The 13,668-nt window shown below is 74.8% G+C and carries 15 protein-coding genes; 10 read left to right on the forward strand and 5 right to left on the reverse strand.

Features of this window, described 5'->3' with window-relative positions; translation table 11 throughout:
- Positions 1-22: 22 nt before the first annotated feature.
- The 5 genes from ACH4E7_RS34120 (at position 23) to ACH4E7_RS34140 (ending at position 4,074) form a co-directional block, all read left to right on the forward strand.
- Positions 23-430 carry a GntR family transcriptional regulator gene (locus ACH4E7_RS34120; RefSeq protein ID WP_189922557.1) on the forward strand — a complete coding sequence of 136 codons (408 nt, stop codon included), beginning with the start codon at positions 23-25 and terminating at the stop codon, positions 428-430.
- Positions 431-448: 18 nt separating this feature from the next.
- Entirely contained in the window at positions 449-1,369 is a 921-nt protein-coding gene (locus ACH4E7_RS34125) for an ATP-binding cassette domain-containing protein (RefSeq protein ID WP_396253029.1), read from the forward strand.
- Positions 1,366-2,385: an ABC transporter permease gene (locus ACH4E7_RS34130; protein WP_396253030.1), complete on the forward strand. Its 1,020-nt coding sequence runs from the start codon at positions 1,366-1,368 to the stop codon at positions 2,383-2,385. The genes ACH4E7_RS34125 and ACH4E7_RS34130 overlap by 4 nt, the downstream gene beginning before the upstream one ends.
- A 202-nt stretch (positions 2,386-2,587) precedes the next feature.
- Entirely contained in the window at positions 2,588-2,971 is a 384-nt protein-coding gene (locus ACH4E7_RS34135; protein ID WP_396253031.1) for a hypothetical protein, read from the forward strand.
- 89 nt (positions 2,972-3,060) lie between these two features.
- Positions 3,061-4,074: an NUDIX domain-containing protein gene (locus ACH4E7_RS34140; RefSeq protein ID WP_396253032.1), complete on the forward strand. Its 1,014-nt coding sequence runs from the start codon at positions 3,061-3,063 to the stop codon at positions 4,072-4,074.
- A gap of 29 nt (positions 4,075-4,103) precedes the next feature.
- Here the strand turns inward: ACH4E7_RS34140 and ACH4E7_RS34145 are convergent, their stop codons facing one another.
- Genes ACH4E7_RS34145 through ACH4E7_RS34155 form a run of 3 tightly spaced genes read right to left on the reverse strand, consistent with a single transcriptional unit; the run spans position 4,104 to position 6,761 of the window.
- Positions 4,104-4,856: an FAD:protein FMN transferase gene (locus ACH4E7_RS34145; protein WP_396253084.1), complete on the reverse strand. Its 753-nt coding sequence runs from the start codon at positions 4,854-4,856 to the stop codon at positions 4,104-4,106.
- Positions 4,857-4,886: 30 nt separating this feature from the next.
- Positions 4,887-5,360: an FMN-binding protein gene (locus tag ACH4E7_RS34150; RefSeq protein ID WP_396253033.1), complete on the reverse strand. Its 474-nt coding sequence runs from the start codon at positions 5,358-5,360 to the stop codon at positions 4,887-4,889.
- A gap of 33 nt (positions 5,361-5,393) precedes the next feature.
- On the reverse strand, positions 5,394-6,761 hold the full coding sequence (locus tag ACH4E7_RS34155) for a ferric reductase-like transmembrane domain-containing protein (RefSeq protein ID WP_396253034.1): 1,368 nt from the start codon (positions 6,759-6,761) through the stop codon (positions 5,394-5,396).
- Positions 6,762-6,993: 232 nt separating this feature from the next.
- Between ACH4E7_RS34155 and ACH4E7_RS34160 the strand changes: the two genes are divergently transcribed.
- The 3 genes from ACH4E7_RS34160 (at position 6,994) to ACH4E7_RS34170 (ending at position 10,321) form a co-directional block, all read left to right on the forward strand.
- Positions 6,994-7,713, forward strand: coding sequence for a response regulator transcription factor (locus ACH4E7_RS34160; protein WP_396253035.1), 720 nt, complete (start codon positions 6,994-6,996; stop codon positions 7,711-7,713).
- Positions 7,710-9,185 (forward strand): sensor histidine kinase, encoded by a 1,476-nt coding sequence (locus ACH4E7_RS34165; protein WP_396253036.1) that lies wholly within the window; start codon positions 7,710-7,712, stop codon positions 9,183-9,185. The genes ACH4E7_RS34160 and ACH4E7_RS34165 overlap by 4 nt, the downstream gene beginning before the upstream one ends.
- A 140-nt stretch (positions 9,186-9,325) precedes the next feature.
- Positions 9,326-10,321: an ArsR/SmtB family transcription factor gene (locus ACH4E7_RS34170; RefSeq protein WP_396253037.1), complete on the forward strand. Its 996-nt coding sequence runs from the start codon at positions 9,326-9,328 to the stop codon at positions 10,319-10,321.
- A gap of 107 nt (positions 10,322-10,428) precedes the next feature.
- Here the strand turns inward: ACH4E7_RS34170 and ACH4E7_RS34175 are convergent, their stop codons facing one another.
- Together ACH4E7_RS34175 and ACH4E7_RS34180 are read right to left on the reverse strand one after the other, a co-directional pair.
- Positions 10,429-11,211, reverse strand: coding sequence for an alpha/beta hydrolase (locus ACH4E7_RS34175; protein ID WP_396253038.1), 783 nt, complete (start codon positions 11,209-11,211; stop codon positions 10,429-10,431).
- Positions 11,212-11,448: 237 nt separating this feature from the next.
- Positions 11,449-11,802 (reverse strand): DUF6401 family natural product biosynthesis protein, encoded by a 354-nt coding sequence (locus tag ACH4E7_RS34180; RefSeq protein ID WP_396253039.1) that lies wholly within the window; start codon positions 11,800-11,802, stop codon positions 11,449-11,451.
- A 142-nt stretch (positions 11,803-11,944) separates the two neighbouring features.
- On the opposite strand from ACH4E7_RS34180, the gene ACH4E7_RS34185 reads away from it, so the two are divergent.
- Together ACH4E7_RS34185 and ACH4E7_RS34190 are read left to right on the forward strand one after the other, a co-directional pair.
- Positions 11,945-12,871: an LLM class F420-dependent oxidoreductase gene (locus ACH4E7_RS34185; RefSeq protein WP_396253040.1), complete on the forward strand. Its 927-nt coding sequence runs from the start codon at positions 11,945-11,947 to the stop codon at positions 12,869-12,871.
- Between the two features lie 143 nt (positions 12,872-13,014).
- Positions 13,015-13,662, forward strand: a complete 648-nt coding sequence (locus ACH4E7_RS34190; RefSeq protein WP_396253041.1) for an AAA family ATPase — start codon at positions 13,015-13,017, stop codon at positions 13,660-13,662.
- Positions 13,663-13,668 lie beyond the last annotated feature (6 nt).

Below are 13,668 nucleotides of genomic sequence, written 5' to 3' on the forward strand. Positions count from 1 at the left end.
CTAGTGAAAGGCCGCAACGGGTGTGATCGAGTACCGCATCGAGCGGCGCAGCGGCGTCTCCACCTACCAGCAGATCGTGCAGCAGACCAAGCAGGCCCTGCGGCTCGGACTGCTGCAGCCCGGGGACAAGCTGCCGACCGCCCGTGAGGTGGTCGAGCTGACCGCGATCAACCCCAACACCGTGCTGAAGGCCTACCGCGAACTCGAACGCGAGGGGCTGGTCGAGCCCCGCCCGGGGCTCGGCACCTTCGTCCGGCGCTCGCTCGCCCGGCCGGAGGCGGCGGCCGACGGGCCGCTGCGGGCGGACCTGGTCGGGTGGGTGGACCGGGCCCGGGAGGCCGGGCTGGAGCGCGAGGACATCTCCGCGCTGATGGCTTCCGTACTGGAGCAGCGCTTTGACACCGGGGTCTCCCCGGCAACACCGAACTGAGAAACTCTGGGGGACCGGGTGGATGACGACCCGACGACCATGACGCCGGCGCTGGAGGCGGTCGGCCTCGGCAGGCGGTACCGGGGCGGCTGGGCCCTGCGCGACTGCGACTTCACCGTCCCGGCGGGCCGGATCTGCGGCGTGGTGGGCTCCAACGGCGCGGGCAAGAGCACCCTGCTCTCCCTCGCCGCCAGCCAACTCGACTCCACCGAGGGTGAGTTGCGGGTGCTCGGGGAGCCCGTCGGGACACCCGGGCTGCGTGCCCGGGTCGCCTACGTGGCGCAGGACAAGCCGCTCTACCCGGGCCTGACCGTCGCCGACACCCTGCGGATGGGCCGCGAGCTCAACCCGCTCTGGGACGAGGAGGCGGCCCGACGCATCGTCGATCAGGGCGAGTTGAAGCCCGGCGCGCGGATCCGCTCGCTCTCCGGCGGCCAGCGCACCCGGGTCTCCCTGGCACTCGCGATCGGCAAGCTGCCCGACCTGCTGCTGCTCGACGAGCCGATGGCCGACCTCGACCCGCTCGCCCGGCACCAGCTGATGGGCACCCTGATGTCGGTCGCCGCCGAGCGCGGCACCACCATCGTGGTGTCCTCGCACATCCTCCCCGAGCTGGACGGCGTCATCGACCACCTGCTGTTCGTCGAGCGCGGGCGGATCCGGCTGGCCGGCGACCTGGACGACATCCTGGACGGGCACCAGCTGCTCACCGGCCCCGCCGAGGCGGCCGGCCTCCCGGCCGAGCTGGTGGTCGAGCAGCGGGTCGGCGGGCGCCGGGCCACCGCGCTGGTGCGCACCGGGGAACCGCTGGACGGCCCGTGGGAGAGCGAACGCCCCAGCTTGGAGGACCTGTTGCTCGGCTACCTCCGCGCACCGGCCGACCCGGGCCCGGCCGCCACCCGCGCCGCCGAGCGCCGCAACGAGGGGGTCGCCGCATGAGCGCGGACGCCCTGACCCGCGACCGATCCGCCGCCCCCGCCGCCGCGAGCCGCCCGGCCGCTCCTCCGCTGCGCGGCCTGCTCTGGCTGTCGTTCCGTCAGAACCGTTTCCTGCTCTGGACCTTGGCCGCGCTGCTGGCCCTGACGGCGGCCGACCTGCTCTGGATCCACATCAGCAGCCAGCACACCGTCGGCGTGCTGCGGCGGACCGGCTGCTACAGCCCCGAGACCTGGTCCAGCACCCACTGCTGGACCCTCCTCGCGCCGATCAACCGGCCGACCTTCTGGTACGTCCAGATCCTCCAGCCCGCCGTCACCGCCGTCCCGCTGCTGATCGGCGTCTTCATCGGCGCGCCGCTGCTGGCCCAGGAGTACGAGCGCGGCACCATCCGGCTGATCCGCGCGCAGTCCGTCAGCCCGGTGCGCTGGCTGGCCGCCCGCCTGGCGGTGCCCGGTGCCGCCGTGCTGGCCCTCTCCGGTGTGCTCGCCGGGCTGATGAGCTGGGTGTGGTGGGTGGACATCGTGCATGGGCCGATCGCCTTCGACCCGCCGTTCCAGTTCTTCACCTACCCGGCCCTCGGGATCGCGCCGGTCGCCTGGTCGCTGTTCGCGCTGGCCCTGGGCGTGCTCATCGGCCAGTTGGTGCGCCGCACACTGCCCGCGATGTTCCTCACCGCCGCGCTGGTCGCGGGCGTCCACGGCCTGATCCGTCGGGGCCGGCCGTCCTTCTACCCCGTGGTGGACGAGGTGACCGGACTGAGGGACAAGGCGACCGGACTGGGCGCCGCGCAGCCCACCAACGCCTGGCTGATCGACCGAGGCGCCGTCATGCCCGACGGCAGCCGCATCGACAGCGACCAGTGCCTGTTCGGGCACCGGTGCGACGGGGCCACCGCCTCCTGGCTCAAGTACCACCCCGCCGATCACCTGGTGCCGATCCAACTCGTCGAGGCCGGCATCCTGTTGGGGCTCACCGCGCTGCTCCTGGTGGCCGTGTTCCGGCGGATCCGGGGCTGACCGGTCAGCTGAGCAGCGGGAGCCCGCCCACCTCGTGGACCTCCACGGCGGGCGCACGGCGCACCGGAATCCCGAGCGGCGCCCCCGACCGGGCGCCCTCGGGGTGAACTCCCGTGCGGGGAAGTCGGGGTACTGAGGCACGTCCACCGTGTCGTCGCTGTCCACCCTGGTGGGATTGCTGCGTACTGCCTGTTTCAGCCGCATGCCGGACAGCCCGGACGCCGCACCGGACCGCCGGGGCCACAAGGGCATCTTCCTGATCATCGATGAGTTCCATCTGGTCGCCGCCCACGACGATTTGCTGCAGCCCCTGGTCGAGTACCTCCCCCTCGCCCGGCAACTGGGCCTGCGCGTGATCATCGCCCGCCGTTCGTCCGGCGCCGGCCGTGCCCGCCCGGTCGGGTCGTTCCTGCGCGCCGTGTGCGACCTGGGCCCCCACGGTGTGGTGCTCTCCGGGGACGTCGGTGAGGGCGTCCTGCTGGGCACCGTCGCACCTCAACCACACACACCGGGCCGGGGCATGTACGTCACCCCGAACCGGCGCCACGGCAGGATGGTCCAGACCGGCTGGCTGCCGACCTCCTGACCGGAGGCCGACGCACGCCCCAAAGGGTTTCCGCCCGAGTACCGGCGCCGCCACAATGGGGCGGTCGGGCACGAGAGTGGGGGGACCGGGTGGAGTGGCTGCTGGGGATCGGGGGAGCGCTGCTGCTCGGGGTGGTGACCAATCTGGTGTATGACTTCGCGAAGTTCGGCGGGTCCCGGATTCCGTTGGCGCGGGTGCGGCGGGCGAGTCTGACGGCGGCGGCGCGGGCGCACGATGTGGAGGCGGACGGGCTGGTGCCGCTGATCACCTGGTCGGCGACGCGGCCGTTGACGCCGGGGACGTTGGTGACCGGGTACGAGGGGCGGCTGCAACGCCCGCACGTGCTGGACGGCGTCGGCTGGGCCGAGGAGGTGGCGCGGCAGCGGGCGGCCGGCGCGGCGGGGCGTACCGCGTACATCGCGCGGTTGACGGTCGATCACGGTGAGCACAGTGCGGCCCGGGTGTGCGAGGTGGGCATCGCCGAGAGCGACTACGCGGAGTGCATGGCCACCACCCGGCTGGGGCGGGAGGATCCGGAGTCCGGCCGGCTGTTGCGGGAGACGCTGGGGCAGGGGCTGACGGCGTTCGTCGCGGTGGCGCCGCCGACCATGGTGAGTGCCTGTGTGGCCGTGCGGGACCGGGCCGGGAGGCTGCTGCTGCTCCGGCGCTCGCTGGCCGTCAACACCTTCCCGGCGCAGTGGACGGTCGGGATCAACGAGACGATGAAGTACCGGGACGAACCGGGGGCGGCCGAGGACTTCTACGCGCTGGTGCACCGGGCGCTGGAGGAGGAGTTGGGCCTGCTGCCGGAGGATGTCGGGCCGCCGGTGATCGGCTGGCTGGGCTGGAGTGAGCCGGCCTCCTGCTACACGCTGGTCGCCACCGTCCGGGCGCGGCTCGACGCCGTCGAGGTCGACCGGCGTCGCGAGGCCTGTCACAGCACCTTCGAGCACGACATGGCGGTGTGGGTGCCGTTCACCCGCCGGGCGGTGTCGGAGCTGGTCGAGGGCGGGGTCTGTCCGGACGGTTCGCGGCGCTGGTCCTACCTGGCGCCGTTGGTGGCGCGGGAGGCCTGGCGGGCGGCGCAGCGGGAGCGGGGGTGAAGGGCCTCAGCGGTCGTTGACCAGGGACGTCAACGCGCCGCGAGTTGCCAGTCCGCCGGGCCGGACGGGGGGAGGTGCCCGGGCAGGCCGGGCGTCCAGCGCTTCGTCCCGTCCGGCAGCACGGCCAGCGCCTCGACGCCCGGTCGCCGGGCGGCCCACGCCAGCGCGCGCTCGGGGCCCATGGCGAAGGCCGCGGTGGCCCAGGCGTCGGTACGGGCGATGCCGGTGCCCGGGGTGCCGACCAGGGTGAGCGAGGCGAGGCCGTCCGCCGGGCGGCCGGTGTGCGGGTCGAGGATGTGGGCGCCGCGTTCGGCGGTGCCGGAGGTGGCCACCGCGAGGTCGCTGCCGCTCAGGACGGCGGCGAGCCGGCCCGGCTGCCGGGGGTCGGCGACGCCGATCCGCCACGGTCCGCCGGAGGTCTGCACGTCCCCGCCGCCGCTGACGCAGTACTGCCGGGCGCCGGAGGTGCGCAGCAGCGCGGCCGCCTCCTCGACCGCCCACCCCTTGACCCAGCCGCTGGGATCGAGCCGCCCGCCGGGCCGTTCGGTGAAGTAGCCGTCCGTCTGAGCGGCTACTTCACGGCAGGCCGCGAGTACGGGACGGACCTCCGGGTCGCAGTCGTCCAGGGCGAGTTCACCGCGCCCGAGCCGGCTGATGTCGCTCTGCGGCCGGTACGTCGAGAACACCGCGTCGATCCGGTGCAGCCGCTGGGCGATCCGCCGCAGCACCTCGGGTGTGTCCGGGACGGGGTCGCGGACGACGATCGAGAAGACGGTGCCCATCACGGGCTCGGCGTGGCGCAGCACCGGGCCTCAGCTCTTCGCCCGGTCGAGCGCGCTCTGCAGCGAGCGGACGTAGCCGTCGCTGGTGTAGGTCGCGCCGCTGACCACGTCGATCTGGGCGCTCTGCGCGGAGATCGCCTCCTGGTTGAGCATCGGCAGGGCGCTGCTGTTGATCTCGCGGTCCCTGCGGTCCTGGGTGGGGTACTTGACCACGTCGACGGTGGTGATCCGGCTCCCGGCGAGGGTGACCTGCACCTGGACCGGGCCGTAGCGGGTGTTCACGGTGTCCCCGCTGACCTTCCGGGTGGCGCCGCCGGAGGAGGCGGGCGCGGGGGAGGCGGAGGGAGCCGAGGGGGCCGGGGAGGAACCGGCGGAGCCGGAATCGGTGGACCCCGACCCCGAGCTGATCACCGGTGCGGGCCCGGCCGCCTCGTGCGGTTTGAGGGAGAGCAACAGCACCACCCCGGCTGCGGTGGCGGCACCGGTGACGACGGCTCGGCGCATGAGCGGTACAACTCCTCAGGTACGTAGGAAGATTCAGAAGACGAAGGACTCGCGGTGGATGCGCCCCGGGCGCACCCCCGCCGCCCGCAGCGCGCGCACGGCCTCCTCGGCCAGCGCCTCCGGCCCGCACAGGTACACCTCGTGGTCGGCCAGGTCCGGGACGAGCCGGCCCAGTGCCGCCCCGAGGTCCCCGATCTGCTCCCGCGGGCCGAGCAGCTCGTGCACCGCCGCGCCGCGCAGGCGGGCGACCTCGGCCAGCTCGGCCCGGAACAGCACGTCCTCGGCGCGCCGGGCTCGCTGGACCAGGGTCACCTGGCCCGGCAGGGTCTCGAACAGCGCCCGCAGCGGTGTGATCCCGACGCCCGCCCCGAGCAGCAGCACCCGGCGCTCCCGCTGCTGCCGGCCGGTGAACGCCCCGTACGGCCCCTCGGCCCGTACCCGGGTGCCCGGGCGCAGCCCGGCGACCGCGGCGCTGTGCCCGCCGAGGTCCTTGACCGTGAACCGCAGGAACTCCGGGTGCGGCGGCGCGGACAGCGAGTACGGGTTGGCGGCCCAGCGCAGCCCGGGGGCCTGGAACTGCAGCCGGAAGAACTGGCCCGGCTCGGCCCGGAGCTCGTCCAGCCGCCGCCCGGACAGGAACAGCGAGACCACCCCGGGGCCCTCCGGTCGCACCTCGGCGACCCGCAGCCCGTGCCGCCGGTCGAGCAGCCACGGGCGCAGCAGCCGGTACCAGCCGAGCAGTGCCGCCGTCCCGAAGTAGAGCGCGTACCAGGCGGCCTGGCCGGGCCCGCCGCCGAGGTCGGCGCCGGTGGCCAGCTGGTGGGCGAAGGCCAGTGCCACCGCGAGGTAGGTCGCCAGGTGCAGGTAGTACCAGGTCTCGTAGGAGAGGCGGCGCCGCGCGGCCCGGGCGGAGACGGCGCCGGTGACGAGCATCAGCAGGGTGCCGAAGGTCGCCTTGAGCATCTCGGGGTAGTGGAAGACGATCTCCACGCCCTCGCCGACCAGCCCGCGCCCGTCGGTGAGCGCGTAGCCCCAGATGACGGTCAGCAGGTGGACCGAGACCAGGGCGACCAGCCACCGCCCGCCGAAGGCGTGCCAGCGGGCCAGCCGGTCGGCGCCGACTCCGCGTTCCACCGGCGGCAGCCGGGCCATCAGCAGGAGCAGGACCGGCGCCGCGTACCCGGCGAGCAGCCCGGTGATCCGCCCGGCGCCGGTCAGCCAGCCGGCCGCGCCGACCACGGCCGTCGTGTTCACCCACCACAGCCCGAGCGCGCCGAGCGCCCCGGCGGCGATCAGGCCGAGGGCGGCGCGCGGCGGCAGCGCGAGCGGGGGGTACGGCGCCGCCCGGTGGCGCGGGCCGGCGGCACCCGGCCGGGGCTTCGGCACGGTGGCAGTGGTCATCGGGGATCCTCCTCAACTCCCGGCGGCGGCGCGGCCCCGGCGAGGCGGTCCACGATCGCACCGCAAGCTCTGAACCACCTCTGAAAGACCCCGGTGCCGACGGCCGCCGGAAGCGGAATCGCCGCAGGTCAGAGCCGATGTGCCGGCCTACGAACCGTCTCCGGCGATCTCACGGCTTTCTCATGGCGGCAGGCCAGAATGAACGCCGCCCGCCGCCGAACCGAGGAGCACCATGGACGACACCGCCAACGACCGCCCGGACTGGCGCGTCCTGGTCGTCGACGACGAACCGGACCTGGTGGAGGTGGTCTGCGGCGCCGTCCGCTACGAGGGCTGGCAGGCGCGCGGCGCGACCACCGGCCTGGAGGCCGTCGAGGCGGCGACCCGGTGGCGACCCCACGCCGTGGTGCTGGACATGATGCTGCCCGACCTCGACGGCCTGGAGGTGCTGCGCCGTGTGCACGCCGAGCAGCCCGAGGTGCGGGTGCTCTTCCTCACCGCCCGGGACGCGGTCGAGGAGCGGATCGCGGGTATCGCGGCGGGCGGCGACGACTACGTGACCAAGCCGTTCAGCCTGGCCGAGGTGGTGGTCCGGCTGCGCGGGCTGCTGCGCCGCGCCGCCGCGCCCGCCGGGCCGCGCGAACTGCCCGCGCACGCGCTGGTGCTCGGCGACCTGGTGCTGGACGACCGGGCCCGCGAGGTGACCCGGGGCGGTGAGACCGTCGAGCTCAGCCCGACCGAGTACGCGCTGCTCGCCCACCTGATGCGCCATCCCCGGCAGGTGCTCAGCAAGGCGCAGATCCTGGACGCGGTCTGGTCGTACGACTTCGGCGGGCAGGCGCACATCGTGGAGCTGTACATCAGCTATCTGCGCAAGAAGCTGGACGCGGGCCGCAGCCCGATGATCCACACCGTGCGCGGTGCGGGCTACCTGATCAAGGCGGCGCAGTGAGCCTCGTCAGCCCGGTGAGCCTCGTCCGAAGGATCCTCCCCCGCACCCTGCGCGCCCGTCTGATCGCCGGCCTGCTGGTGCTGCTGGTGGTCACGTGCGCCGCCGTCGGCCTCGCCACCGCGGCCGCCCTGCGCCACTTCCTGGTCGACCGCCTGGACCAGCAGCTCGCCGAGGCCGGCGGCCGCTACGCCGCGAGCCTGGAGCACACCGGTAGCGGCGCCGGCCCCGACACCCGGGCCCAGACCCCCGGCACCCTGGGCGTGCGGCTGCTGGACGGCCGGGTCACCGCCGCCGGTGTGGTCGACGGGGACGCCGACGACGCCGACAACCCCGACGACGAGGACGACCGGGTCGCCTTCTCGCCCGCCCAGCAGCACGCGCTGGCCGCTCTCCCGGTCGGCGGCCCGGCCGACACCCTGGACCTCGGCCGCACGCTGGGCCGCTACCGGGTCCGCGCGGTGCCCGGGCGGGACGGCGATGTGCTGGTCAGCGGGCTGCCGCTGCGCCCGGCCGAGGAGACCGTGGAACGGCTGGAGACCCTGGAACTGACGGTCTTCGCGATCGCGGTCGCGGCGGCCGGCGCCGCCGGGGCGGTCTGGGTCGGCTGGTCGCTGCGGCCGCTGCGGCGGGTGGTGGGCATGGCGGAGCGGGTGAGCGCCCTGCCGCTCGCCAGCGGCGCCGTGATGCTGGCCGAGCGGGTGCCGGACGCGGACCCGCGCACCGAGGTCGGCCGGGTCGGCGCGGCGCTCAACCGGATGCTCGGGCACGTCGGCGACGCCCTGGCCCGCCGTCACGCGGTGGAGGAGCGGCTGCGCGCCTTCGCCGCCGATGCCAGCCATGAGCTGCGCACCCCGGTGGCGACCGTGCGCGGCCACGCCGAGCTGGCGCTGCGTCATCCCGGGGAGGTGCCCGCGCCGGTGCGGCACTCGTTGGAGCGGATCGACGCCGAGGCGCTGCGGATGGGTGCGATCGTAGAGGACCTGCTGCTGCTCGCCCGCCTGGACGCCGGGCGCCCGCTGGCCGACGCGGAAGTGGACCTCACCCGGATCGCGCTCAACGCCGTCGCCGACGCCCGCGCGGCCGGTCCCGGGCACCGCTGGCGCCTCGCCCTGCCCGAGGAACCGGTGCTGGTGGCCGGGGACGAGTACCGGCTGAGCCAGGTGGTGGCCAACCTGCTGGCCAACGCCCGCACCCACACCCCGCCCGGCACCGGGGTCGAGCTGAGCCTCGAACCGGCGGCGGATCAGGTCGAGTTGTGCGTCACCGACGAGGGCCCGGGGATCGCCCCGGAACTGCTGGACCGGGTCTTCGAGCGCTTCGTGCGGGGCGACCGGGCCCGCTCGCGCGCCACCGGCTCGACCGGGCTCGGCTTGGCCATCGTCCACGCCGTCGTCCAGGCGCACGGTGGCACGGTGTCGGCGGTGAGCCGGCCCGGCCGCACGAGGTTCACCGTACGGCTGCCGGGGGCGTGACCGTACGGAAGCGCTGCCGATCCGGTCCGTCACCCGGACGTCCCCTCCGAGCCCGGCCGGCCCCCGCGCCACCCGCAAACGATTCGGTCCTCGCCGAACAGTCTTGCGGCCGGGGCGGTTTCGGGGTGACGATCGCGTTCGTGCTGCGAATCTTCTTCGGTAAGGACGACCTGGAGCGGCTGCGGGTGGCCGCGCGTCCGGACATGTCGATGGAGCTGTCCCTGAGCGTGCACGCCCTGGTCAGCGGGCACCGCGATCCGCGCTTCAAGCCCTGGCGGGACCGCCTGCGGGCGTCCTGGAACCCGCGCACCGCGCTGCTCTTCGACCTCTACACCCGCTCGGCCATCCCCGAGTTCCTCACCGTCCGCCGCGACCCGGGCGCCACCGAGAGCGCCACCGCCGAGGCGCCCGAGGAGCCGCTCCGCGAGCACCTGCGATCGGTGGGCGGGGAACGGCAGTTGAGCGCCTTCGCACGCGGGGTGGCGGCGGGGGACCGGCAGGCCAGGAAGCTGCTCGGCAACGTCACCGCCGAGTACCAGACCCGGGCGATCGACCCCTACCGGCGGCAGATCGAGACCATCGTCACCACCGAGCACGGCCGCCGCGGCGGGCTCACCGAGCCGGACCAGGTGCTGCGTTCCCTGCACCCGGCGCTCTCCTGGCACCGCCCGGTGCTCGCCGTGCCGCTGGCCGGCGGCTGCCGGCACGACCTGCGGCTGGACGGGCGCGGACTGCTGCTCCAGCCCTGTGTGTTCGGCGTCCGCCGCCCCGTCATCGCCCGCTTCGAGGACCCGGGGCAGCAGCCCGTCCTCCTCTACCCCGCCAGGATCAACGGCCCCTTGCTCGCCGAACCCGAACCCACCCCCAGTCGCACCCTCACCGCCCTGCTCGGCCAGACCCGGGCCGCCGCCCTGGAGGTCATCGCCGACCACGGGCCCTGCTCCACCAAGGACTTGGCCGCGCTGCTCGGCATCTCCACGGCCTCGGCCAGCGAACACGCCACCGTCCTCGCCGACTCCGGCCTCACCGCCAAGGACCGCGCCGGCCGTACCGTCACCCACCGCCCCACCCCGCTCGGCCACGCCCTGCTGGCGGGCCACCTGCCCGCACCGCCCACGGGGGGCGTCTCCCAGTGAGCCGGTTCGGATCCGGCCCCCCTGCTCACGCGCCACTGCGGCCTCAGCGCCCACCACGCCGACACCTACGGCCGGTCGACCCACGCTGAACCGACCGTCGCCCCGTCTCAGACGTTCGCCGGCAGCTCCGGCGCCACCCGGGGCTGGCGGGGCAGCGCCAGGGTGAGTGCCTCCTGCGAAGCGGGCGGCAGCGCCAGCGCCGAGGCCGTCTCCGCCGGCAAGGGGCGCAGGCCCAGCAGAGCGGTGGCGAGCCGGGTGGTGGCCCGGTGCCAGTCGGGGATGCGCTGGAGCATGGCGTGGCCGCTGCCGGTGACGGTGTAGCCGCAGACACGGGCACCGGCGGCGCGGCTGCGGGCGGCGAAGGCGCGGGTGTCGGCGGGCGGGGTGACGGTGTCGCGGTCGCCGTGCAGCAGCAGGACGTCGCGGCCGGCGAGGTGGTCGCAGGGGTCCTCGGCGGGGCACCAGGGGGCGAGGGCGACCAGCCCGGTGACGGAGGGGTGGCCGCCGGCCCGCAGGGCGGCGCGGCCGCCCATGGAGTGGCCGATCAGGACGGTCGGCACCGGCCCGAGCAGCGCGGCCGCCTCGTCGAGGGCGGCCAGGGCGTCCCGGGCGGCGTCGGCGCGCTCGCCGTTCCAGCCGCGGTGGCGGTAGCGGACGGTGCCGACGGCGATCCCGGCGCCCGCGGTGTCCCGGCCCAGCGAGCGCAGGAAGCCGTGCATCCGCAGCAACGGCAGGTTGAGGCGGCGCGGGCGGGCGAGGTTGTGTTCCTCGCCGCCGTGCAGGACGAGGACGGCGGCCCGGATCTCCGCGGGGCGCGCCCGCCAGTGCAGCACCCGGTGCGCGGCGGTCCCGCCGGCCGTGCCGCTGCCGTCCGCACCGCTTCCGATCACCGTCGCACCGTCCCGCTCCGTGGCCCGTTCCTCCGGACCGCCACTGTACGCGTGCGGACTGCCGGAGCGTTCACCCGACGGAACCATCCCGGACAACCGGACACGCGGTGGGGGCGGGGTGCCGCTCTCCACGAAGAGTGGGGGGCCGCGCCGGCCGACCAGCCGGTTCGGCCGACCACCCGGACCGGCCCGGGCAAGCCGCCGGCCCGGGCATCGACCCCGGTCAGGGCGGGTGGCTCAGACCTCCAGCAGGCCCTGCTCCCGCACCAGCCAGCAGATCGCGGTCAGCCGGGTGACGGCGTAGTCGTATCCCACCGGCTCCCGCCAGCCGATCTCGGCGAGCGCGTCCAAGAAGCCCAGTGCGTAGTCCGCCAGTTCCTCTCGGTCCAGGGGCCAGGGCGCCAGCTCCGGTCCCTGCGCGTACAGCAGCTCCCGCACCATCGCCGCGTGCTGGTCCACCGCCGCGACGAAGCCGGGCTCGAAGGCGAACTCGGCCAGCCGGGGCGTGAAAGCGGCCACGATGCCGGGCAGCGGGCAGCCGGTCCGCCCGTCGGGGGAGGGCTGGAACGATTCGTCGGGGGTCGCGAACATCCGTCCACGGTAGGCGAACCACCGAGTGGGGAAGCGGGCCCGTGACGGTTCCGTGCTGAGACCTTGGCCACCTTCGGAACGTTCCGTGGCATGGCCGGTTCCCTGCGCTCACGACCGGGTGGTCTGTACCAGAATGGGCCGCATGGATCTCCGCATCTTCACCGAGCCCCAGCAGGGTGCGAGCTACGACACCCTCCTGAAGGTCGCCCGTACCGCCGAGGACCTCGGAGTCTTCAGCGCCTTCTTCCGCTCCGACCACTACCTGAAGATGGGCGACGTCGACGGCCTGCCCGGCCCCACCGACGCCTGGATCACCCTGGCCGGCCTCGCCCGCGACACCCGCAGCATCCGCCTCGGCACCCTGATGACCGCAGCCACCTTCCGGCTGCCGGGCGTCACCGCGATCCAGGTCGCCCAGGTGGACGCGATGAGCGGCGGCCGGGTCGAGTTCGGCCTCGGCGCCGGCTGGTACGAGGCCGAGCACGCCGCCTACGGCATCCCTTTCCCCAAGGAGAAGTTCGGTCGGCTGGAGGAGCAGCTGGAGATCATCACCGGGCTCTGGAAGACCAAGCTCGGCGACACCTTCGACTTCGCCGGCGAGTACTACACCCTCACCGACTCGCCCGCGCTGCCCAAGCCCGCCCAGGAGCGCATCCCGGTGCTGGTCGGCGGCCACGGCCCGAAGCGCACCCCGGCGCTGGCCGCCCGCTTCGCCGATGAGTTCAACCTGCCGTTCGCCTCGGCCGAGGACACCGCCGCCCAGTTCGGCCGGGTCCGGGACGCCGTCGAACGGGCCGGACGCCCGGCCGACGAGCTGGTCTACTCCAACGCCCTGGTCGCCTGCGTCGGCCGGGACGACGCCGAGGTGGCCCGCCGGGCCGCCACGATCGGCCGCGAGGTGGACGAGCTGAAGGCCAACGGCCTGGCCGGCACCCCGGACGAGGTCGTGGAGAGGATCGGCCGGTACGCGGCGGTCGGCAGCCGGCGGGTCTACCTCCAGGTGCTCGATCTGGACGACCTGGACCACCTGGAGCTGATCGCCTCCCGGGTCGCCCCGCAGCTGGGATAGGGCCTGCCCGGCGGATCTTGCCGGGCAGCCACTGGGACCCGCACCGGCCCTCCGTACCCGCCCTGACCACGGGTCTTTACTCATTCTTGGGAATGCGCCATGCTCCTGGGGGGAGGAACCAGGAAACGGTGGGGGGTGGGCCGGTGGCCGGAACACGAACAGCGCGGGCGGCGGAGCCGCGGGTACCGTCGCCCCGCCCCGCCGACGGCCGGGTCATCCGCACCGGCCTGCACGAACTGCGCGGCCCCGGCCCGGCCGCCCTGCACTACCCCGCCGGTGACCTGCTGGTGGTCACCGGCCTGCCCGGCAGCGGCAAGAGCACCCTGATGCGCCGCAGCGTCCGCGCCCCGCTGGTCGACTCCCAGCAGGTCCGCGAGGAGTACGCGGCCCGGCTGCCCGGCCGCCTCCCGTACGCCCTCTACCGCCCGCTCGCCAGGCTCGCCCACTACCGGCGGCTGCGCCGCGCCGTCCTCGACGGCGGACCGCTCGCCGTGCACGACTGCGGCACGCTCCCCTTCGTCCGCACCTGGCTCACCCGCGCCGCCGCCCGGCAGGGCCGCGGCGTGCACCTGCTGCTGCTCGACGTCGACCCGGCCGAGGCCCGGGCGGGCCAGCGGCGACGCGGGCGCGGCGTCTCGCACTACGCCTTCGCCCGGCACCGCGGCGCCGCCGCCCGACTGCGCCGACTGCTGCTCGGGGCGGGGCGGCCGCCGGCCGGCTGTGCGTCGGCCGTGGTAGTCGACCGGGCCGCCGCGCGCGCCCTCCGGGAGATCGACTTCAAGGCGTCGTAGTCTCGG

The organism is Kitasatospora sp. NPDC018058, assembly GCF_044327205.1.
Lineage (GTDB): Bacteria > Actinomycetota > Actinomycetes > Streptomycetales > Streptomycetaceae > Kitasatospora.

Bases quoted from the DNA above. Each gene is read 5' to 3' on its own strand.
- ACH4E7_RS34135 (WP_396253031.1), top strand. From the start codon at position 2,588: ATGCCGGACAGCCCGGACGCCGCACCGGACCGCCGGGGCCACAAGGGC.
- ACH4E7_RS34150 (WP_396253033.1), bottom strand. From the start codon at position 5,360: ATGCGCCGAGCCGTCGTCACCGGTGCCGCCACCGCAGCCGGGGTGGTG.
- ACH4E7_RS34145 (WP_396253084.1), bottom strand. From the start codon at position 4,856: ATGGGCACCGTCTTCTCGATCGTCGTCCGCGACCCCGTCCCGGACACA.
- ACH4E7_RS34160 (WP_396253035.1), top strand. From the start codon at position 6,994: ATGGACGACACCGCCAACGACCGCCCGGACTGGCGCGTCCTGGTCGTC.
- ACH4E7_RS34185 (WP_396253040.1), top strand. From the start codon at position 11,945: ATGGATCTCCGCATCTTCACCGAGCCCCAGCAGGGTGCGAGCTACGAC.
- ACH4E7_RS34130 (WP_396253030.1), top strand. From the start codon at position 1,366: ATGAGCGCGGACGCCCTGACCCGCGACCGATCCGCCGCCCCCGCCGCC.
- ACH4E7_RS34155 (WP_396253034.1), bottom strand. From the start codon at position 6,761: ATGACCACTGCCACCGTGCCGAAGCCCCGGCCGGGTGCCGCCGGCCCG.
- ACH4E7_RS34180 (WP_396253039.1), bottom strand. From the start codon at position 11,802: ATGTTCGCGACCCCCGACGAATCGTTCCAGCCCTCCCCCGACGGGCGG.